We start from the raw sequence: 14,964 nt of genomic DNA, 5'->3' as shown, positions 1-14,964 counted from the left end.
AGCAATATATTATGTGTGGAACTTGTGGATGTGGATCAGAAACAAACGGTCCTGTAATTTCAAAACCTGGCGAACAATCTCATAATCATTCTCATGAACATACTCATGATGGTGTTCATTTTCATAGTCATGAACATTCTGAACACACTCATACACATGATCATGATCATACTCACCAACATAAAGTTTTAGAAATTGAGCAAGATATCTTGCAAAATAATGCAGTAATGGCTGCTAGAAATCGTGGTTATTTTGATGCCAAAAATATTTTCGCATTAAATTTAGTGAGTTCCCCTGGCTCTGGAAAAACTTCTATTTTAGAAAAAACTTTAGCAGATTTAAGTAGTACTATTCCTTTTTATGTTATTGAAGGAGATCAGCAAACTTTAAATGATGCAAATAGAATTGATGCTTTAAAAATTCCTGTAATTCAAATTAATACTGGTAAAGGTTGCCATTTAGAAAGTGATATGGTTTACGATGCTGTAAAAAAATTAGAGCTAAAAAACAATTCCGTTTTAATGATTGAAAATGTGGGTAATTTAGTTTGCCCATCTATGTTTGATTTAGGCGAAAGTAAACGCGTAGTAATTATAAGTGTAACTGAAGGAGAGGATAAACCTATTAAATATCCTGACATGTTTCATACTTCTGATATTTGCATAATCAATAAAGTTGATTTATTACCTTATATAAATGTAAATGTTAAAAAATTAAAAGATTATGCATTACAAGTAAATCCAAATTTGCAGTTTTTTGAAGTTTCTGCAACTACTGGAGAAGGTATGGAAAAATGGTATTCTTGGCTACAAACTAATATAAAATAAATTTTATGTGCTTATCTATCCCTGGAAAATTAATAGAAGTAACCAATGAATTAGATAAAACTTTTAGAACAGGTAAAGTTTCATTTGACGGAATTATAAAGGAAGTTAGCTTAACACTAGTTCCAGAAGCTAATATTGGTGATTATGTAATGGTACACGTTGGCGCAGCAATATCTGTAATTGATGAAGACGAGGCTAAAAAAACTTTTGATATTTTGATGCAGCTTGGCGAGTTAAATGATTTAGACAATCCTGAATAATTTATTAAAAATCAAAATACCAATTAAAAACATCGGTTTTTAAACCAATAGAAATCCAAGTAGAATTTGATTTCTCAAAAGCATCTGTTGACTGATTAATGTCAAAATTTCTATAAGTAAAGTTTACAAATAACTTTAAATTAGTTGCTGGATTAATTAAATATCCTGTTTGAAAATCGCCTATAAAAATAGTTGCTTTATTTCCTTGTCCAATTTCATTTCCATAATCTGAAACTCTGTTATCATTATCTGCAAATACATTACCTCCATAACTATAAGTATCCGTTCCATTATTAAAATCGAATCCTTTTTTACCAACAACTATTTTTGCATTAGCAAATATTCTATCTATAGAGTAATTAGCAATTCCAATAATTTCTTTAAAGTTAGCTCCCCATAAATGAGCTAACGGTTGGTTATTATGTCCAAAATTATAATTTAACTCATCATGCGAATACGTATATGGTCTAATTCTATTATATTCCGCTTGTAAAAACAAGTTTTTAATATTAAAAGCATCAAAATACTTTACTCCAATTTGAATACCGTTTTTATTTCCCCACCAACCATTATTTTTAGTCATTTCAGAAACTCTAAAATCATCTAACAAAAATTGAGAGTATAAAACAATATTCTTGAATTTATATTTTAAACTTGCGCCTAATAATGTATTTCCTGCACGTGAACCTGTTGAAAATTCAATAGAATTATAAAATATTAGCGGATTTAAATAATTTACATCTAATCCTCTATTATTGGTATCGTCCCAAATTACGGTTTCAAAAAAGCCTAAATTTAGTTTATTGGTAACGTTCCAATCTAAATAATGCATTGCCATAAACTTCTGTTTATATGCTCCATCTACCGTTAATTCCGGACGAACATCTTGCATCCACATTAAAAAGTTAGTGTATTTTATTTTCCAAAAAGTTGTTGTTACTTTAAAATATGGATAAGGAGAAGCTACATCCGATAAAAATAACGAACGATAACCATCACCAATAAAGTTTTTACCTCTTCCAAATTGAAAATTAAAATGTTTGGTTGGAGAATATGAAATATAAGCTTCAGCAACTGGATAATCGTATGCATTCCCTTTAAAATCTTTAGCAATTCCTCTTCCTGGGATAATTGCAGGATTTCCACCATCTGGTCTAATAGATTCAGCATAACGATTTACATAATCTGCAAATCGCCCTTGGCTTTCATAAAAACTAGTGGAAAAACTTAAATTTTTGCCTATTGCTCCATTAATATGAATAGATCGTGTGTTATTGTATGTTTTTGGCCCATTATTATCATTTCCTGTTTGAACATCAATTCCTGGATCTATAGTAAACCAATAATCTTTTCCTTTTACAAAAGCCATATGCTCATTAAGTAGTTTTCGGCCAAACCAAGAACTTTTATACTCATAATACTGATCTTTAAAAGCATCTAAATCAACTGTTTTATCCACTTCAGAATAAATATATGGCTTAACAGAAGTATGTGAATTATTTGCTTGATTTAAATAATAGTCGTACTTGTTATATTCTGTATGAGTAAAAGGTATATTTAATTCACTTCTATGCTCTGGATATAATGTTTTTTTTGGCTTATTTTGAATAGAAATTTCCTTTTTTAATATAGTTGGTGTATTTGTTTTGGTTTCTACAATGTTTTCTTCCGAAGTTGTATTTAACGGAATTGCTAAAGGAAACACAAACTGCATTTCTATTGCATGATTATTGTATTGAGCGGGTTTAATTGCTGGTAAAGTTTTAAAAACTCTTACCACTTCTTCTTTAATTTCTTTATAAGGCGTGTTTACATAAACAACATTAAAATGCCCTTCTTTAGTTACTAAAAATACAATATTAAAATTCCCTTTGAATTGATCTTTTTTAACAATTTCAGGAGTTTTAAATTCAGAAATTACAGCTTCTTTAACTTGATTTTTAAAACAATCTTGTTCCGATAAATTTGTGGTATCACAAGCTTTAAAGATGGGATATTTTTCAGATTGAGAAAAAACGGATTGGGATAGTATTAAGATTAGAACAATTAATATTGTTTTTTTCATACACACTTTATTATGAAATTTTTACGACTTTATTATTTTTAAGTTGGTATTTTTCTCCACTTTCAGAACAAGTTGCAAATCCGTTTTCATTAAAATTTAATCTATGCCCAAATTCACTCATCCATCCAATTTGTTTTGAAGGATTACCAACTACTAATGCATAAGGTTTAACTTCTTTTGTTACAACAGCTCCTGCTCCAATAAACGCATACTCTCCAATATTATTTCCACAAACTATGGTTGAATTTGCTCCTATACTTGCTCCTTTTTTAACTATAGTTTGTTGGTATTCACCTCGTCTAACTACAGCACTTCGAGGGTTAATAACGTTGGTAAAAACCATGGATGGACCTAAAAAAACATCATCTTCGCAAATAACACCTGAATAAATAGAAACATTATTCTGCACTTTTACATTTTTTCCTAAAACTACGTTTGGTGAAACTACTACATTTTGTCCAATATTACAATTTTCACCAATATTGCAATTAGACATAATATGACTAAAATGCCAAATTTTAGTTCCTTTACCTATTTGGCAATTTTCGTCTATTATAGCCGTTTCGTGTGAAAAATAATTAGGCATCTTAGTATTCGCTATCTGTTTTACCTCCATCAGCAATTTTTTTAGCAGAAGAAGTTCCTATTCTAGTAACACCTAATTTAATCATTTTAACTGCGTCATCATAATTTCTAACGCCTCCTGCAGCTTTTGCTTGTAAAGGTTTTGAATTTTTCACAATAAGTTCCATTGCTTCAAATGTTGCCCCTGCCGGTTTTCCATTTTCCGTTTTATAAAACCCAGTAGATGATTTTACAAATACATTATGTGCTTGTTCTTCCCCAAAATTATCTAGTACAACATCTCTTATTAATTGGCTAATAGCAATAATTTCTTCTTCAGTTAATGCAGCAACTTCAATAATCCATTTAACTATTTTATTGTTATCTAAACCTAATTTAGTTCCTTTAAATACTTCAGATTTAACTAAATTAATTTTACCTTCTTTAAATGCTTCAAAATTTACTACAAAATCTAACTCGTCTACTCCTTCTTCAATTGCTTTGACTGCTTCTTCTAATTTTTTTGAAGTTTCATAAGTTCCTTCATGAAAACCTAAAACAGTACCTACTACTGTTTGAGAATTAGCATCTTTTATCATTTTAGAAGCTAATTTTACAAACTTCGGCCTTATCATTACTAATTTAAAATTATTTTCAATAGCTTCATCTATTAAATCTATTACATTTTGTTTAGTTTCTTCTTCTGAAATACCTGCTTGTATAGCTGTTTTCAAATAGGTAGAATCTAAATAGTCTCCTATATTCATTTTATTTATAATTTTATTTTATTGATTAAACAAAGATAGTTTATAAATACTTAATTCACCTAATAAAAAAAACACGCTAAGCGTGTTTAATTCTAAGTTTATTGTACTTTAAAAACAATTGGCAGACCATATTTAACACCAACTGATTTACCTCGTTGCTTACCTGGAGTCATTTTTGGAAGTAAATTTACAACTCGTATAACTTCTTCTTGTAATTTTTTATGTGGAGCTCTTGCTTTAATATCAGCTACATCTCCATTTTTATCTATTCTAAAAACTACAAATATTTTTTGAACACTTCCTGGTGTTAATCCTATATCACTAGCTAATTCTGCATTAAATTTTTTGGACACAAACTTTGTAACTTGAGCTGAAAAACAAGCTCTCAAATCATCATTATTACCTTTACAACCAGGGAAAATAGGAACTTTTTCAATTATCATAAAAGGAACATCTTCAACTATTTCTTCCTCTTCATCTACTGAATTAATTTCTTTGTCTGGATCAACAATTATAGCTTGATTTTCGTCTGATTCCGTAGATTCAATAACAGTTTCAACAACGTCTTCCTGATCTTCTACCTTTATTATTTTATCTGGCATAACAGGTTGTGCTGTTTTTTCAACTGGTGGTGGTGGAGTTTTAATTTCTATAGTGTTTTCCATATCCTCCATATTAACATATGTGCCGTCTATTGCTTTTATTTCTGAAGGATATGACTTAATTATCATAAATTGATAAACGATAAATAAGGCTAATACAAAACCCATTTGAATTAAAATGGTACTATAATTGGATAGTTTTGCGTTGGGATTTTTTTTAACTTCTATCATAACTAAATTGTTTTAGTTTAAATAATAAATTTTAAAAGAAGCTGAAAACAGCATGAAATTATGAGACTAATTCATCATAATAATTACATGATTAAATTTACGATTTATTTGGTTTATTTACAATGTTTTAAACAAAATAATTACACTAAAAAAATCTGTTTCCAGTTTTAATTCTATTCTACTTTAAAGGCAATTGGCAAGCTATATTTTATTACAACTGGTTTTCCTTTCTTTCTTCCTGGAGCCATTTTTGGAATTAAATTAATAACTCTAACAGCTTCTTCTTGTAATTTTTTATGAGTTGCTCTAGCTCTAATACCAACAACATTACCGTTTTTATCAATCTTAAAAATGGTGAATATTCTTTTTGTTCCTCTAGATAAACTTAATTCTTCTGCTAAATTTGAATTAAAGTTTTGATTTACAAATTTTCTAATTTGATTAATAAAACAAGCTTTTTTTTCTTCATTAGTCCCGCTGCATCCCGGGAATATTGGAGCTTCTTCAACGTTAATTAATAATTCTTCCTTGTCATTATCTGGTTCATCTATTTTGATATCCTTAATCTGGCTTATATCTACTGCTCCATCTGGATCCATATCCTCAAATAAAAAATTATCTTCTGGTTTATTATCGTCAATTTTTAAAATTATTGGAATATTAATTTTCTTTTTTGGTATATTTTTAAGCTTAAGCTTCTCAATATTATATTCTTTAAGCTGCTCAGAATCATCTTTTAAAGTACTTCCAAATGCATTTGATTTTTTTATTTTAAATGTTGAAGTTTTTTGAATAAGGCTATACGAAATAAATAAAGCTAAAACTAAGCCTAATTGAACAAATAATCTACGATAGTTTTCTAGATTTGATTTTGGATGTTTTTTTGTTTTCATAGTATTTAATTTTTGTATATTACTTTAATAGATGATTTAAAAATTTGAATTCACAAACTTTATAACTCATAGTAATTATGTTAATGTTATGTTAATATCAAAAAACATGCCAAAAAAAAACTCAACCAAATTGGTTGAGCTTTTAAATTTTTTAATATAAAGTATTATTCTACTTTAAATGCAATTGGTAAGCTATATTTTACACCTACAGGTTTACCTCGTTGTTTACCTGGTGTCATTTTTGGAATTAATTTAATAACTCTAATTGCTTCCTCTTGTAATCTTTTATGAGGAGCTCTAGCCCTAATATCTACTACTTTTCCAGTCCTATCTATCTTAAACATTACAAAAATTCTCTTAACTCCTGGTGACAAACCTAAATCTGAAGCTAAATCTGCATTAAATTTTCTATTTACCAACTTAGAAATTTTTTCTTGTAGACAAGCTCTTAATTTTGCTTTATCTCCTTTACATCCTGGATATACTGGAACATCTTCAATAATTGCGAAAGGAACATCTTCAACCACTTCTTCATCATCAGACACATCTTGGATATCTTGAACATCTACAGCGTCATCTTCACTAACTTCTGTAGACTCAATAACTGTTTCTTCAACATCTTTTTGGTCATCAACTACTTCAATTTTGTCAGGAGTTGGTGGTGGAGGTGTTTTAATTTCTGGTGGTTTAATCTTTTCAATTTCAATGTTTTGCTCTTCATCATCTGCATTTAAAACTACTGGACCTAAATCTGCAATTTGTCTATCGTAACTCTTATTTTGAATGGCTAAATAAACCACTAAAAGAGCTAAAACCAAACCTAACTGCATAAATACTTTGCTGTAGTTTTCTAAATTTGCTTTTGGATTCTTTTTAATCTGCATCGTTAAAAAATTTAATTGGGTGCTAATTTAATAATTTTTAAATAGGAAACAAGTATCTTTTTTAAGTTAATTTTTTTTACTAATCTGCTTATAGACTACTCCTGCTAATACTGTCCCTAAAATATTGGCAATCACATCTTTTAAATCGCCATGTCTATTAACTGTTAAAACTTCTTGTAAAACTTCAATAATTATGCCATATAATATAATTAACAAAAGTATTTTATAAACGTAATTTATATTATATCTTCCTTTATTAAGCGTTTTTAACCAACTAAAACTCAATAAAAAATACATAAACACATGTACTCCTTTATCAAAAAAACGTACAGATACTGTTATTTGTTGGTTTATTGGCATTAAACTAGCTAATGCAACTAACAAAGTTATGCTTATTGAAATATAAACTAAAGTTTTATGCGCCAATTAAGTCTTTATAAGCTTCGGAAGATAATAAATTCTCTAATTCAGATGCATCTTTTATGCTTGTTTTAATTATCCATCCTTCTCCATACGGATCAGAATTTACAGTTTCTGGTGCGTCTTCTAAAGCCTCATTAAACTCTAAAACTTCACCTGAGATTGGCATGAATAAATCAGATACTGTTTTAACGGCTTCTACGGAGCCAAATACTTCTTCTTTGTTAAGATCGTCTCCAACAGTATCGATATCTACATATACGATATCTCCTAATTCGCTTTGTGCAAAATGTGTAATTCCTATAATAGCTTTATCGCCTTCAATTTTAACCCATTCGTGATCTTTAGTGTATTTTAAATCTGCAGGTATATTCATTTTATTTATTTATTAAGTTTATTAATTTCCTATAATATATCTAACACTTACCCCAGTACTTATTGATTGCCTTGGGAAAGTAGTTGAAATTGCATATTTTGATGAACTTTGATCGAAATAAAAAGACGCTGTTAAGTTTTTATTTAAAGCATAATCAGCAAAGAATTTTAACGATAATAATCGTTGTCCTCCTGTTACCTGATTATTATCTTCATCTATAGCTTTAATAACTGTTTTATTATCTCTTAATGATAAATCTGCTCTTAAATTCAAATCTCCTTTAACTTTGGTTACTTCTCCCCCAAATCGAAACTTCATTGCCAAATCTTTAATTCTATACCCTAATCCTAGTACATATTCCGTACCTTTTATTTGAGTAATCGTATTATTATTAAAGTTTAAAGTAAGCCCTCTATCCTTATTAATTCGACCGGACAAAGATACAAAATTTTTCATTTTCATATCTACTTTTATTAGTGGAGAAAACTCATCTAACAAGTTTACATTAGTGAATAATGTTTTGCTAAAATAGTTGCCAGAAATATCCGTTTGGCTATAAGGATCGGAATTATTATAAGCTAGATTATTGCTAAAACTAGTAATGGAATATAATGAATTATAACTGTGAGCAATAGAGAAACTTCTAAAGTGTTTTTTAAACCACTTCATTTTCATAAAGCCTTTGTAAGTTATATTCCACCCAGGAATAGGAATATTTCTAAATGGCGATAATTTAACTTTAGATGCTTTTTGTCCTGAATAAGCAGCTAAAAATGCAGGCAACATAACTTGTTGACTAGTCTCTCCATAACCACTAATTGGCTGACCTGTTTCCGCTGCTAAACGCTGTGCAATAATTGACCGATTGTTTTTAAACTCTTGAAAAGTGGCTTCGCTATTTTTAAAAGCTGTTTTTAACATGTTATGGCTAATACTAAAGTTGCCAAATTCTGTAATAGGTGAATCCGTAATTAAGGCATTATTTACTACATCAATTTGTTGAGACATATTTTTAGTATATGTCTTATTACCTTGTAATTCTATATCAAAATTTTTAAATGGACGAACATTTAAGGATACATCTAATTTATTAAAATGAGTTCTGCTATATGTTTTATTGTAATACGGATCATTAACATCACGAGATAACAACCATCCGTTTTCAACTGCTTTTTGCCTAATATCTATTTGACTTCCAAAAACAAATCCAAAAGTTGGTGCTAAACTTCCACCGTAATTATTTCTTCCTAAGAAACCAATTTCTGGTTTATAACCTGGCAAAAATGTTCCGTTATTTTCAGTATAATTAAATCTAGCTTTTTTAACTGAAGTTAGTATATCATAAAACCCTTTACCAATTTTACCACCAAGTGTTTTTTTCTTTTTCGGTTTTATAGTTCTTCCTGCAATAGGAACATTTTGTTTGGCTCCTTTTCCTTTTATTCTTTTAGCTTTTTTATTGCCACTCATCAATTTTGTTAAACCAATAGTTTTATAGAATTTATTAAAATCAAAATCCATACCTATGGTACTTGTGTTTGCATTTTGAATTACGTTACCAATTGTTTCTACATACGATTTTGATGCAGCTTGCCAATCAAAGTCAGCTGTATAATTATAATCTGCGTTAATAAAGTTTAAGTAAGGTAATTTATTAATTGGTACTTTATAGGTTCCTGTTAAAGATTGGTGATAATGATTTGGACGTCCCATTGTAAAGAAATTATCAAATATCTTTACATCATCCACAGGTAAAAAATCATCGTAAACATAATTATTTGTAGCTCTAAAATTAAATTGTAACGATTTTGTTAAGTTATAACCAACTGTGTAATCCCAATCAAATAAAAATCTTCGTTGTTTTAAAGTTGGCAATTGTGGTAAGCCTACTATTAAGCTTCTAGATAATTGTTCATTATAACTTCTAATAATATTAGAGTTTACAGAAATTGTTGAAGGAAGTAAATTGATATTAAATTCTTTAATAAACTTCAGATATTTATTATTTAACAAATTCCAATTTTTAAATGGCACTAAACTTTTTGGCTCGAAACTATAATTATAATTTACAGATGCTCTAACATTTTGATCTACAAATTTTTGAATATTATAATTACGATGATAGGTTTCATTATACGCATATGAAACTGCTACATTTTCAATATTATAAAAATGAGTTTTTTTATTATTTGATGGATTTCGTTCTTTATGAACATTAATTAAACTTATACTTCTCCGTTTTGTATAATCACGTGATTGTTTGCTTTGTGGATTAACTGATTTAGCGTCATTAAATAACACATCTTGATATTGAGGATCGTACTTTGGATCTTTAAATTGTTCCGATATGCTATAATTTAAAGGTACTTGAATGCCCCATTTTTTTGGCAACAACTTACCTACATTTACATTAGTTACAATATCGTAAAGTTTTGTATCTTCTTGGCTTCTTTCATTTACTCGTTGTTCAATACTACCAAATCCTTTTGTTTCCATTCTACCAGTTACAGATACATCTGCAAAGTCTGCAATATTCGCGTCAGCGTTTACAACTGCAGCCCATCCTCCTTGATTATCAAATTCTGAAACTCGCATTTCGTCAAACCAAATTTCAGCGGATTGATTATTATTAGAAACGTTTTTTACACCTAACATAATGGTTTTAAGATTGGCTAAATTTGGGTTTCCTTTTACCCTAATTTCATAACCTTGTAAACCACTAATTGGAGATGGAACTCCTTCTGCAGGATATAAAATATTTGGAGCTACACCAGCATCAAAACGTAATAATTTTAGTTTTCCAAAATATTCAAGCAAAGCATCAATATTATTTTCTTCAGGCCAAATTTCTAAAGGTGTACTAGCGGTATAATCTGAAACGGTAAGTGTTTTTTCAATTTGATAATAGTTATCATTTAAATCGCTACCAATTCTAATAATAGCTTTTAAATCGTTATTTTGAACCTGTGGTTTTGTTTGTACTCCTTCTGCATGTACAAATAATTTTAAATGTTTGTACATTCTTAAATCTACACTTACATTTTTAAAAATTGCTCTAGTTTCATTAGGTTGTAAATCGGAAACTTTTAAACTTAAGGATTGTTCATTTTGTTTTTGTAAAGTAGTACTTCCTCTTAAAATCTCACGTTGTATTCCTGGAGGTAATACATATGGTATTGGAGTTTTATTTTCGTTTTCCTGAATATTTACAACACCTACTTCAAAATCCTGTAATTGTGTATTAGTTAACGGTTGTGGAGGTACTATATTTTCGTTTAGTGTTTTAGTAAATCGTCTCCAATCTCCTCTAACTAATTGTAATTCACCAAAGCGTAAAACTACTGGCATTTTAAATTTGGTTAAAAATATTCGCATAAAACGAATAGAATTAAATCCGGTAATATTATTAATAACCTCGTCTGGTGTAGTTACCTGAATTCTAAATTGTAACCATCGTGATGTTCTTTCACTTCCATCTGCTAATTTTACAGTTACATTTTTTTCGTCAACAATATTATTTTTACCAACTACCAAATCATTTTTATTCATTGATACTTTGTATTGATAATAACTTTCTACCGAATTCATGGTTTGGTCTTTATTAATATCTTCAGTATCAGGAAATGTTGTTGCTGATGTTGGGTAATTTTCTGGCGATAAATTATTGGTTGGAGAGTTTCCTTGAGTATTATTATATTTTTTATAACGTTCAATTATGGTTGCATTATTAGCATCATATTCTGAACTTCTAAAATAGGAATAATCATCATTTGAAGGGTCAGTTCCAAAAGCAGTTCCAAATTGCTGAATTTCTTGTTCATCATTTAAACCGTCTAACCCAACATCTTGGTTTAATCGTTCATTATCATTATCGCTAAATGCATATAACAAGGATTGATTCGTAGGAATTTTACCCCAAATAGTTGGCGCTGTATTATTAGTACTTAACGGATCTGCTGGTAATCCATTTTCATACATTTTTCTACCATCTTTTAAAACATCTTCCGAAATATTTCCTAAATCAAAATAAATATCTCCTACTTGATTTGCTGGATCATTTGGATTAACTCCCACAGGCAATCCTTCTTCATTAGTTATAGAATAGTTTTCATAAGGATCCATTAACCAGAATTGAATATATTCTACATTCGACTGTTCAAAATCTGTTGTGGTTAAAGCTCTTGTAATTCCTGCCCATCTATCTTGTGGATCCGTAAATTTTCCATCTACACCAACATTATTGGTATCGTAATTATAGCTTCCTCTTTCATTTGGAAAATAGGCTAAATCTAAAGTTCTAACAATAGTTGATTGTGTTAAATCAAGTTCTTGGTTTGGAAATAATTCTTCATATCGAATTCTTCTAACCTCATCTCTAGATAATTCTGCATTATCTATATTTCCAGGTTTTAAAGATGTGCCTCCATAAAACAATGGATCAATTACATACCAAGCCAATTTTGCTCTTTTATATCCATAAGATAAATCGGTTGCATCTCCATTTAAATTAAACTGAGTTTGGTATTGAGGTGTACTTGCCATTTGCCATTGCAAAATAGATTTTAATTCAAGTGGAATTTGAGAACCTTCAAAATCATCAATGTAAGAAGTTGCTTCTCCATTTAAACTAATTCGTTTTGGAGAACCTGGTTTTAAGTATGCAAAATCACCTCTAATTGAAAAGTTTGAAGCAACATCGGTATCTATATTTGGCAATTTATTTACCCATTTTGTTAGTTTCGGAACTTCGGTTCCGTAAGTTGCGTTTAGACCAAAAATAGTATTATTTATTGGCTCTTGTCCAAATAATGCTTTTTGTGTAATTGGCTTTTCATTTAAATTTAAAAGGGTAACACCTGCTATAAACTTATCAGAAAACTTATGCTCAATATCGATTCCTAAAAATCGTTTAGTTTGTAAATTAAATGTAGCGTTGTTTTCAACAGAAACTTCAATTGGTGCATTAGATGCTTCTAAACTAGGATTTACAATTTGAACTCTTCCCATTTGATAATCAACAACATAATCTACACCCTCAACTAATTCTCTTCCTCCAGTAGTAACTCTAACAGATCCCTGAGGAACATTAAACGCTCCTAATGGTATCCCGTTTGCACTTTCAGATTTAAAATATCCTTTAATTACATATTTATCTTTCTGCTGATAATTATTTTTTACTGCTGTTTGCGTATTTTGATATAATTCATTAAAAACATAAACATCATCTGCTGGGTCTGTAAGCTTAGTCTGTAGATTTTTACCAAAAGGTTCAACGGTAGGAAAAATAATAAATCCTTTTTCTGAATTAACTGTTGCGCCTTCTACATAATCAAAATAACCATCACCTCCTGGTGTATAGGTTTGATTTTGGTCAAGTTTATCAACATCTGTTAAATTCAATAATGTTTTATCTGAAACACCCGTAGTTTGAGCATTTTGTAAGCGATTTGTTTCCACTCCTGTTGCATCATCAGCATATAATAATTCTAGTCTAAATCCATCTGGATTCATTCTATACGTTTGTAATGAATACACATTTTTCATCATTAAATTCCACATTGGAATTTGTGTGCTTATTATTTCGCTTCGTAATAATTTTACTACAATATTGTCAGGAGCTGTAATTCCATCACTAGTGAATTCTCCAACACGATGTACCTCAGGATCACCACTTACTGTATATTCAAAAGCTACAGCCAAAACATCTGAATCTGCTAATCTTCTATTCAACGAAATATATCCTAATTGTGGATTTATTGTATATTCATCTGGATTTAATTTAATAGCATTTTCTAATACTGAGTAATCTCTACCTTGCTGCATCGAATAAGGCGAAAGCCCATTACTAACTGTTGCAATATTCCTTACAGGATTTGTGGTAGTTAAAATAGAAGATAAATTATTAGCCCCATTTGATGGAAGAACCTCTCCTGGAACTGGAGTAACATTTGCTGGACCAATATTGTTTGGATCTCCTTCTCCTAAGTCCGCTAATGCAACAATATTTCTTACATCTGTTGTTGTTGAGTTCCTATTAGTAATCCATACTTCAACCTTAGTAATATTTATTGGACTATTTATTAATGGATAATCTTTTAATGCATTATCATAATTATCTCTAAAATACTGCGCTAAAAAGAAATGTCGATTATCATCATAATCGGTAGTTCTTAATTCAAACTCTTGAATGGTAGATCCACCTTGTGCAGCCACAGAACGTGTTTGAGATTTCTGTTCAGCAAAAACACCTGTTACGGTAGTTTTACCAAACTGTAATTGTGTTTTAACACCAAATAAACTTTGCGCTCCAACAATTAAAGAGTTTTTAAGCGGCATACTAACGTTACCTACTTCTACTTTTTGAAGAATATCATCTTCCGTTGGTGTATATTCTAATTTTATTTGATTTTGAAAATTAAAAGTAGATTGCGTATCGTATTGTGCTCCAATTTTTAATCTTTGTCCAACTTTTGCCATTATACTGGCATTTATTTCTTGATTAAAATCAAAGGTAAAACTACTTCTATTTCGTTCCGAAAGTTGTGGATTATCTACTTTTTGGTATAAACCGCCTAATTTAACTAATACCGAACCTTGCGGATTAACTTCAATTGTGTTTCCTCCAAAAACGGATTGAAAAAAGTTTGAGTTTACATAATACGTTGGCAATAAATTTTTTTGAGCCTGAGCACTTCCTTTCTTTTTACTATTTAAAGAACTAATTTTAGTTTTGAAATATCCCAACATATCCTTTTTTAAACGATAGTTTTTGTATTCCTCTTGAGACATATACACGGGATACTTTATATTATAATCTCCTATTTTTTCGACTATTACGTAGCGTTTTAACTCTGGATCATAAAAAACTTCTTTTTTGGATGGATCTGACAAAAACAAACCTCCTTCATCTTTATGTTTAAAAGGGTATTTTAAAGCTAGTGTATCATGCGCTATTTTTGTAGTATCCGCATTTTTAAATACAGGAGGGGTTGTCTGCGCTTCTAAACCTTGAGCAGTTAAAACAAGCAAGAGAAATGACCAATATATATTTAATATAAATTTTGTTTTTCCCAAA

At 29.6% G+C, this 14,964-nt stretch carries 11 protein-coding genes; 2 read left to right on the top strand and 9 right to left on the bottom strand.

The annotated features are described in order from the left end of the window. The first annotated feature begins 11 nt into the window (after positions 1-11). Positions 12-827 carry a hydrogenase nickel incorporation protein HypB gene (gene hypB / locus R3342_RS03260; protein ID WP_318938241.1) on the top strand — a complete coding sequence of 272 codons (816 nt, stop codon included), beginning with the start codon at positions 12-14 and terminating at the stop codon, positions 825-827. A gap of 5 nt (positions 828-832) precedes the next feature. Next, complete coding sequence (locus tag R3342_RS03255) at positions 833-1,087, top strand: HypC/HybG/HupF family hydrogenase formation chaperone (RefSeq protein ID WP_318938240.1); 255 nt, start codon at positions 833-835, stop codon at positions 1,085-1,087. A 4-nt stretch (positions 1,088-1,091) separates the two neighbouring features. Here the strand turns inward: R3342_RS03255 and R3342_RS03250 are convergent, their stop codons facing one another. The 9 genes from R3342_RS03250 to sprA form a co-directional block, all read right to left on the bottom strand. Continuing rightward, positions 1,092-3,152: a gliding motility protein RemB gene (locus tag R3342_RS03250; protein ID WP_318938239.1), complete on the bottom strand. Its 2,061-nt coding sequence runs from the start codon at positions 3,150-3,152 to the stop codon at positions 1,092-1,094. Between the two features lie 10 nt (positions 3,153-3,162). Continuing rightward, positions 3,163-3,738, bottom strand: coding sequence for an acyltransferase (locus R3342_RS03245; RefSeq protein ID WP_318938866.1), 576 nt, complete (start codon positions 3,736-3,738; stop codon positions 3,163-3,165). Between the two features lies 1 nt (position 3,739). Then, positions 3,740-4,483 (bottom strand): deoxyribose-phosphate aldolase, encoded by a 744-nt coding sequence (gene deoC / locus R3342_RS03240; RefSeq protein ID WP_318938238.1) that lies wholly within the window; start codon positions 4,481-4,483, stop codon positions 3,740-3,742. A 98-nt stretch (positions 4,484-4,581) separates the two neighbouring features. Next, positions 4,582-5,316, bottom strand: a complete 735-nt coding sequence (locus tag R3342_RS03235; protein ID WP_318938237.1) for an energy transducer TonB — start codon at positions 5,314-5,316, stop codon at positions 4,582-4,584. Positions 5,317-5,489: 173 nt separating this feature from the next. After that, a complete protein-coding gene (locus R3342_RS03230; protein WP_318938236.1) occupies positions 5,490-6,209 on the bottom strand; it encodes an energy transducer TonB in 720 nt (239 codons plus the stop codon). A gap of 164 nt (positions 6,210-6,373) precedes the next feature. Beyond that, positions 6,374-7,093 (bottom strand): energy transducer TonB, encoded by a 720-nt coding sequence (locus R3342_RS03225; RefSeq protein WP_318938235.1) that lies wholly within the window; start codon positions 7,091-7,093, stop codon positions 6,374-6,376. 66 nt (positions 7,094-7,159) lie between these two features. Continuing rightward, positions 7,160-7,519: a VanZ family protein gene (locus R3342_RS03220; RefSeq protein ID WP_318938234.1), complete on the bottom strand. Its 360-nt coding sequence runs from the start codon at positions 7,517-7,519 to the stop codon at positions 7,160-7,162. Beyond that, a complete protein-coding gene (gcvH, locus tag R3342_RS03215) occupies positions 7,509-7,889 on the bottom strand; it encodes a glycine cleavage system protein GcvH (RefSeq protein WP_318938233.1) in 381 nt (126 codons plus the stop codon). The genes R3342_RS03220 and gcvH overlap by 11 nt, the downstream gene beginning before the upstream one ends. Before the next feature lie 21 nt (positions 7,890-7,910). After that, positions 7,911-14,963: a cell surface protein SprA gene (gene sprA / locus R3342_RS03210; protein ID WP_318938232.1), complete on the bottom strand. Its 7,053-nt coding sequence runs from the start codon at positions 14,961-14,963 to the stop codon at positions 7,911-7,913. Between the last annotated feature and the right edge of the window lies 1 nt (position 14,964).

This window comes from Lutibacter sp. (genome assembly GCF_033723435.1).
Taxonomy (GTDB): domain Bacteria; phylum Bacteroidota; class Bacteroidia; order Flavobacteriales; family Flavobacteriaceae; genus Lutibacter.
This window is presented reverse-complemented; position numbering and strand designations above follow the sequence as displayed.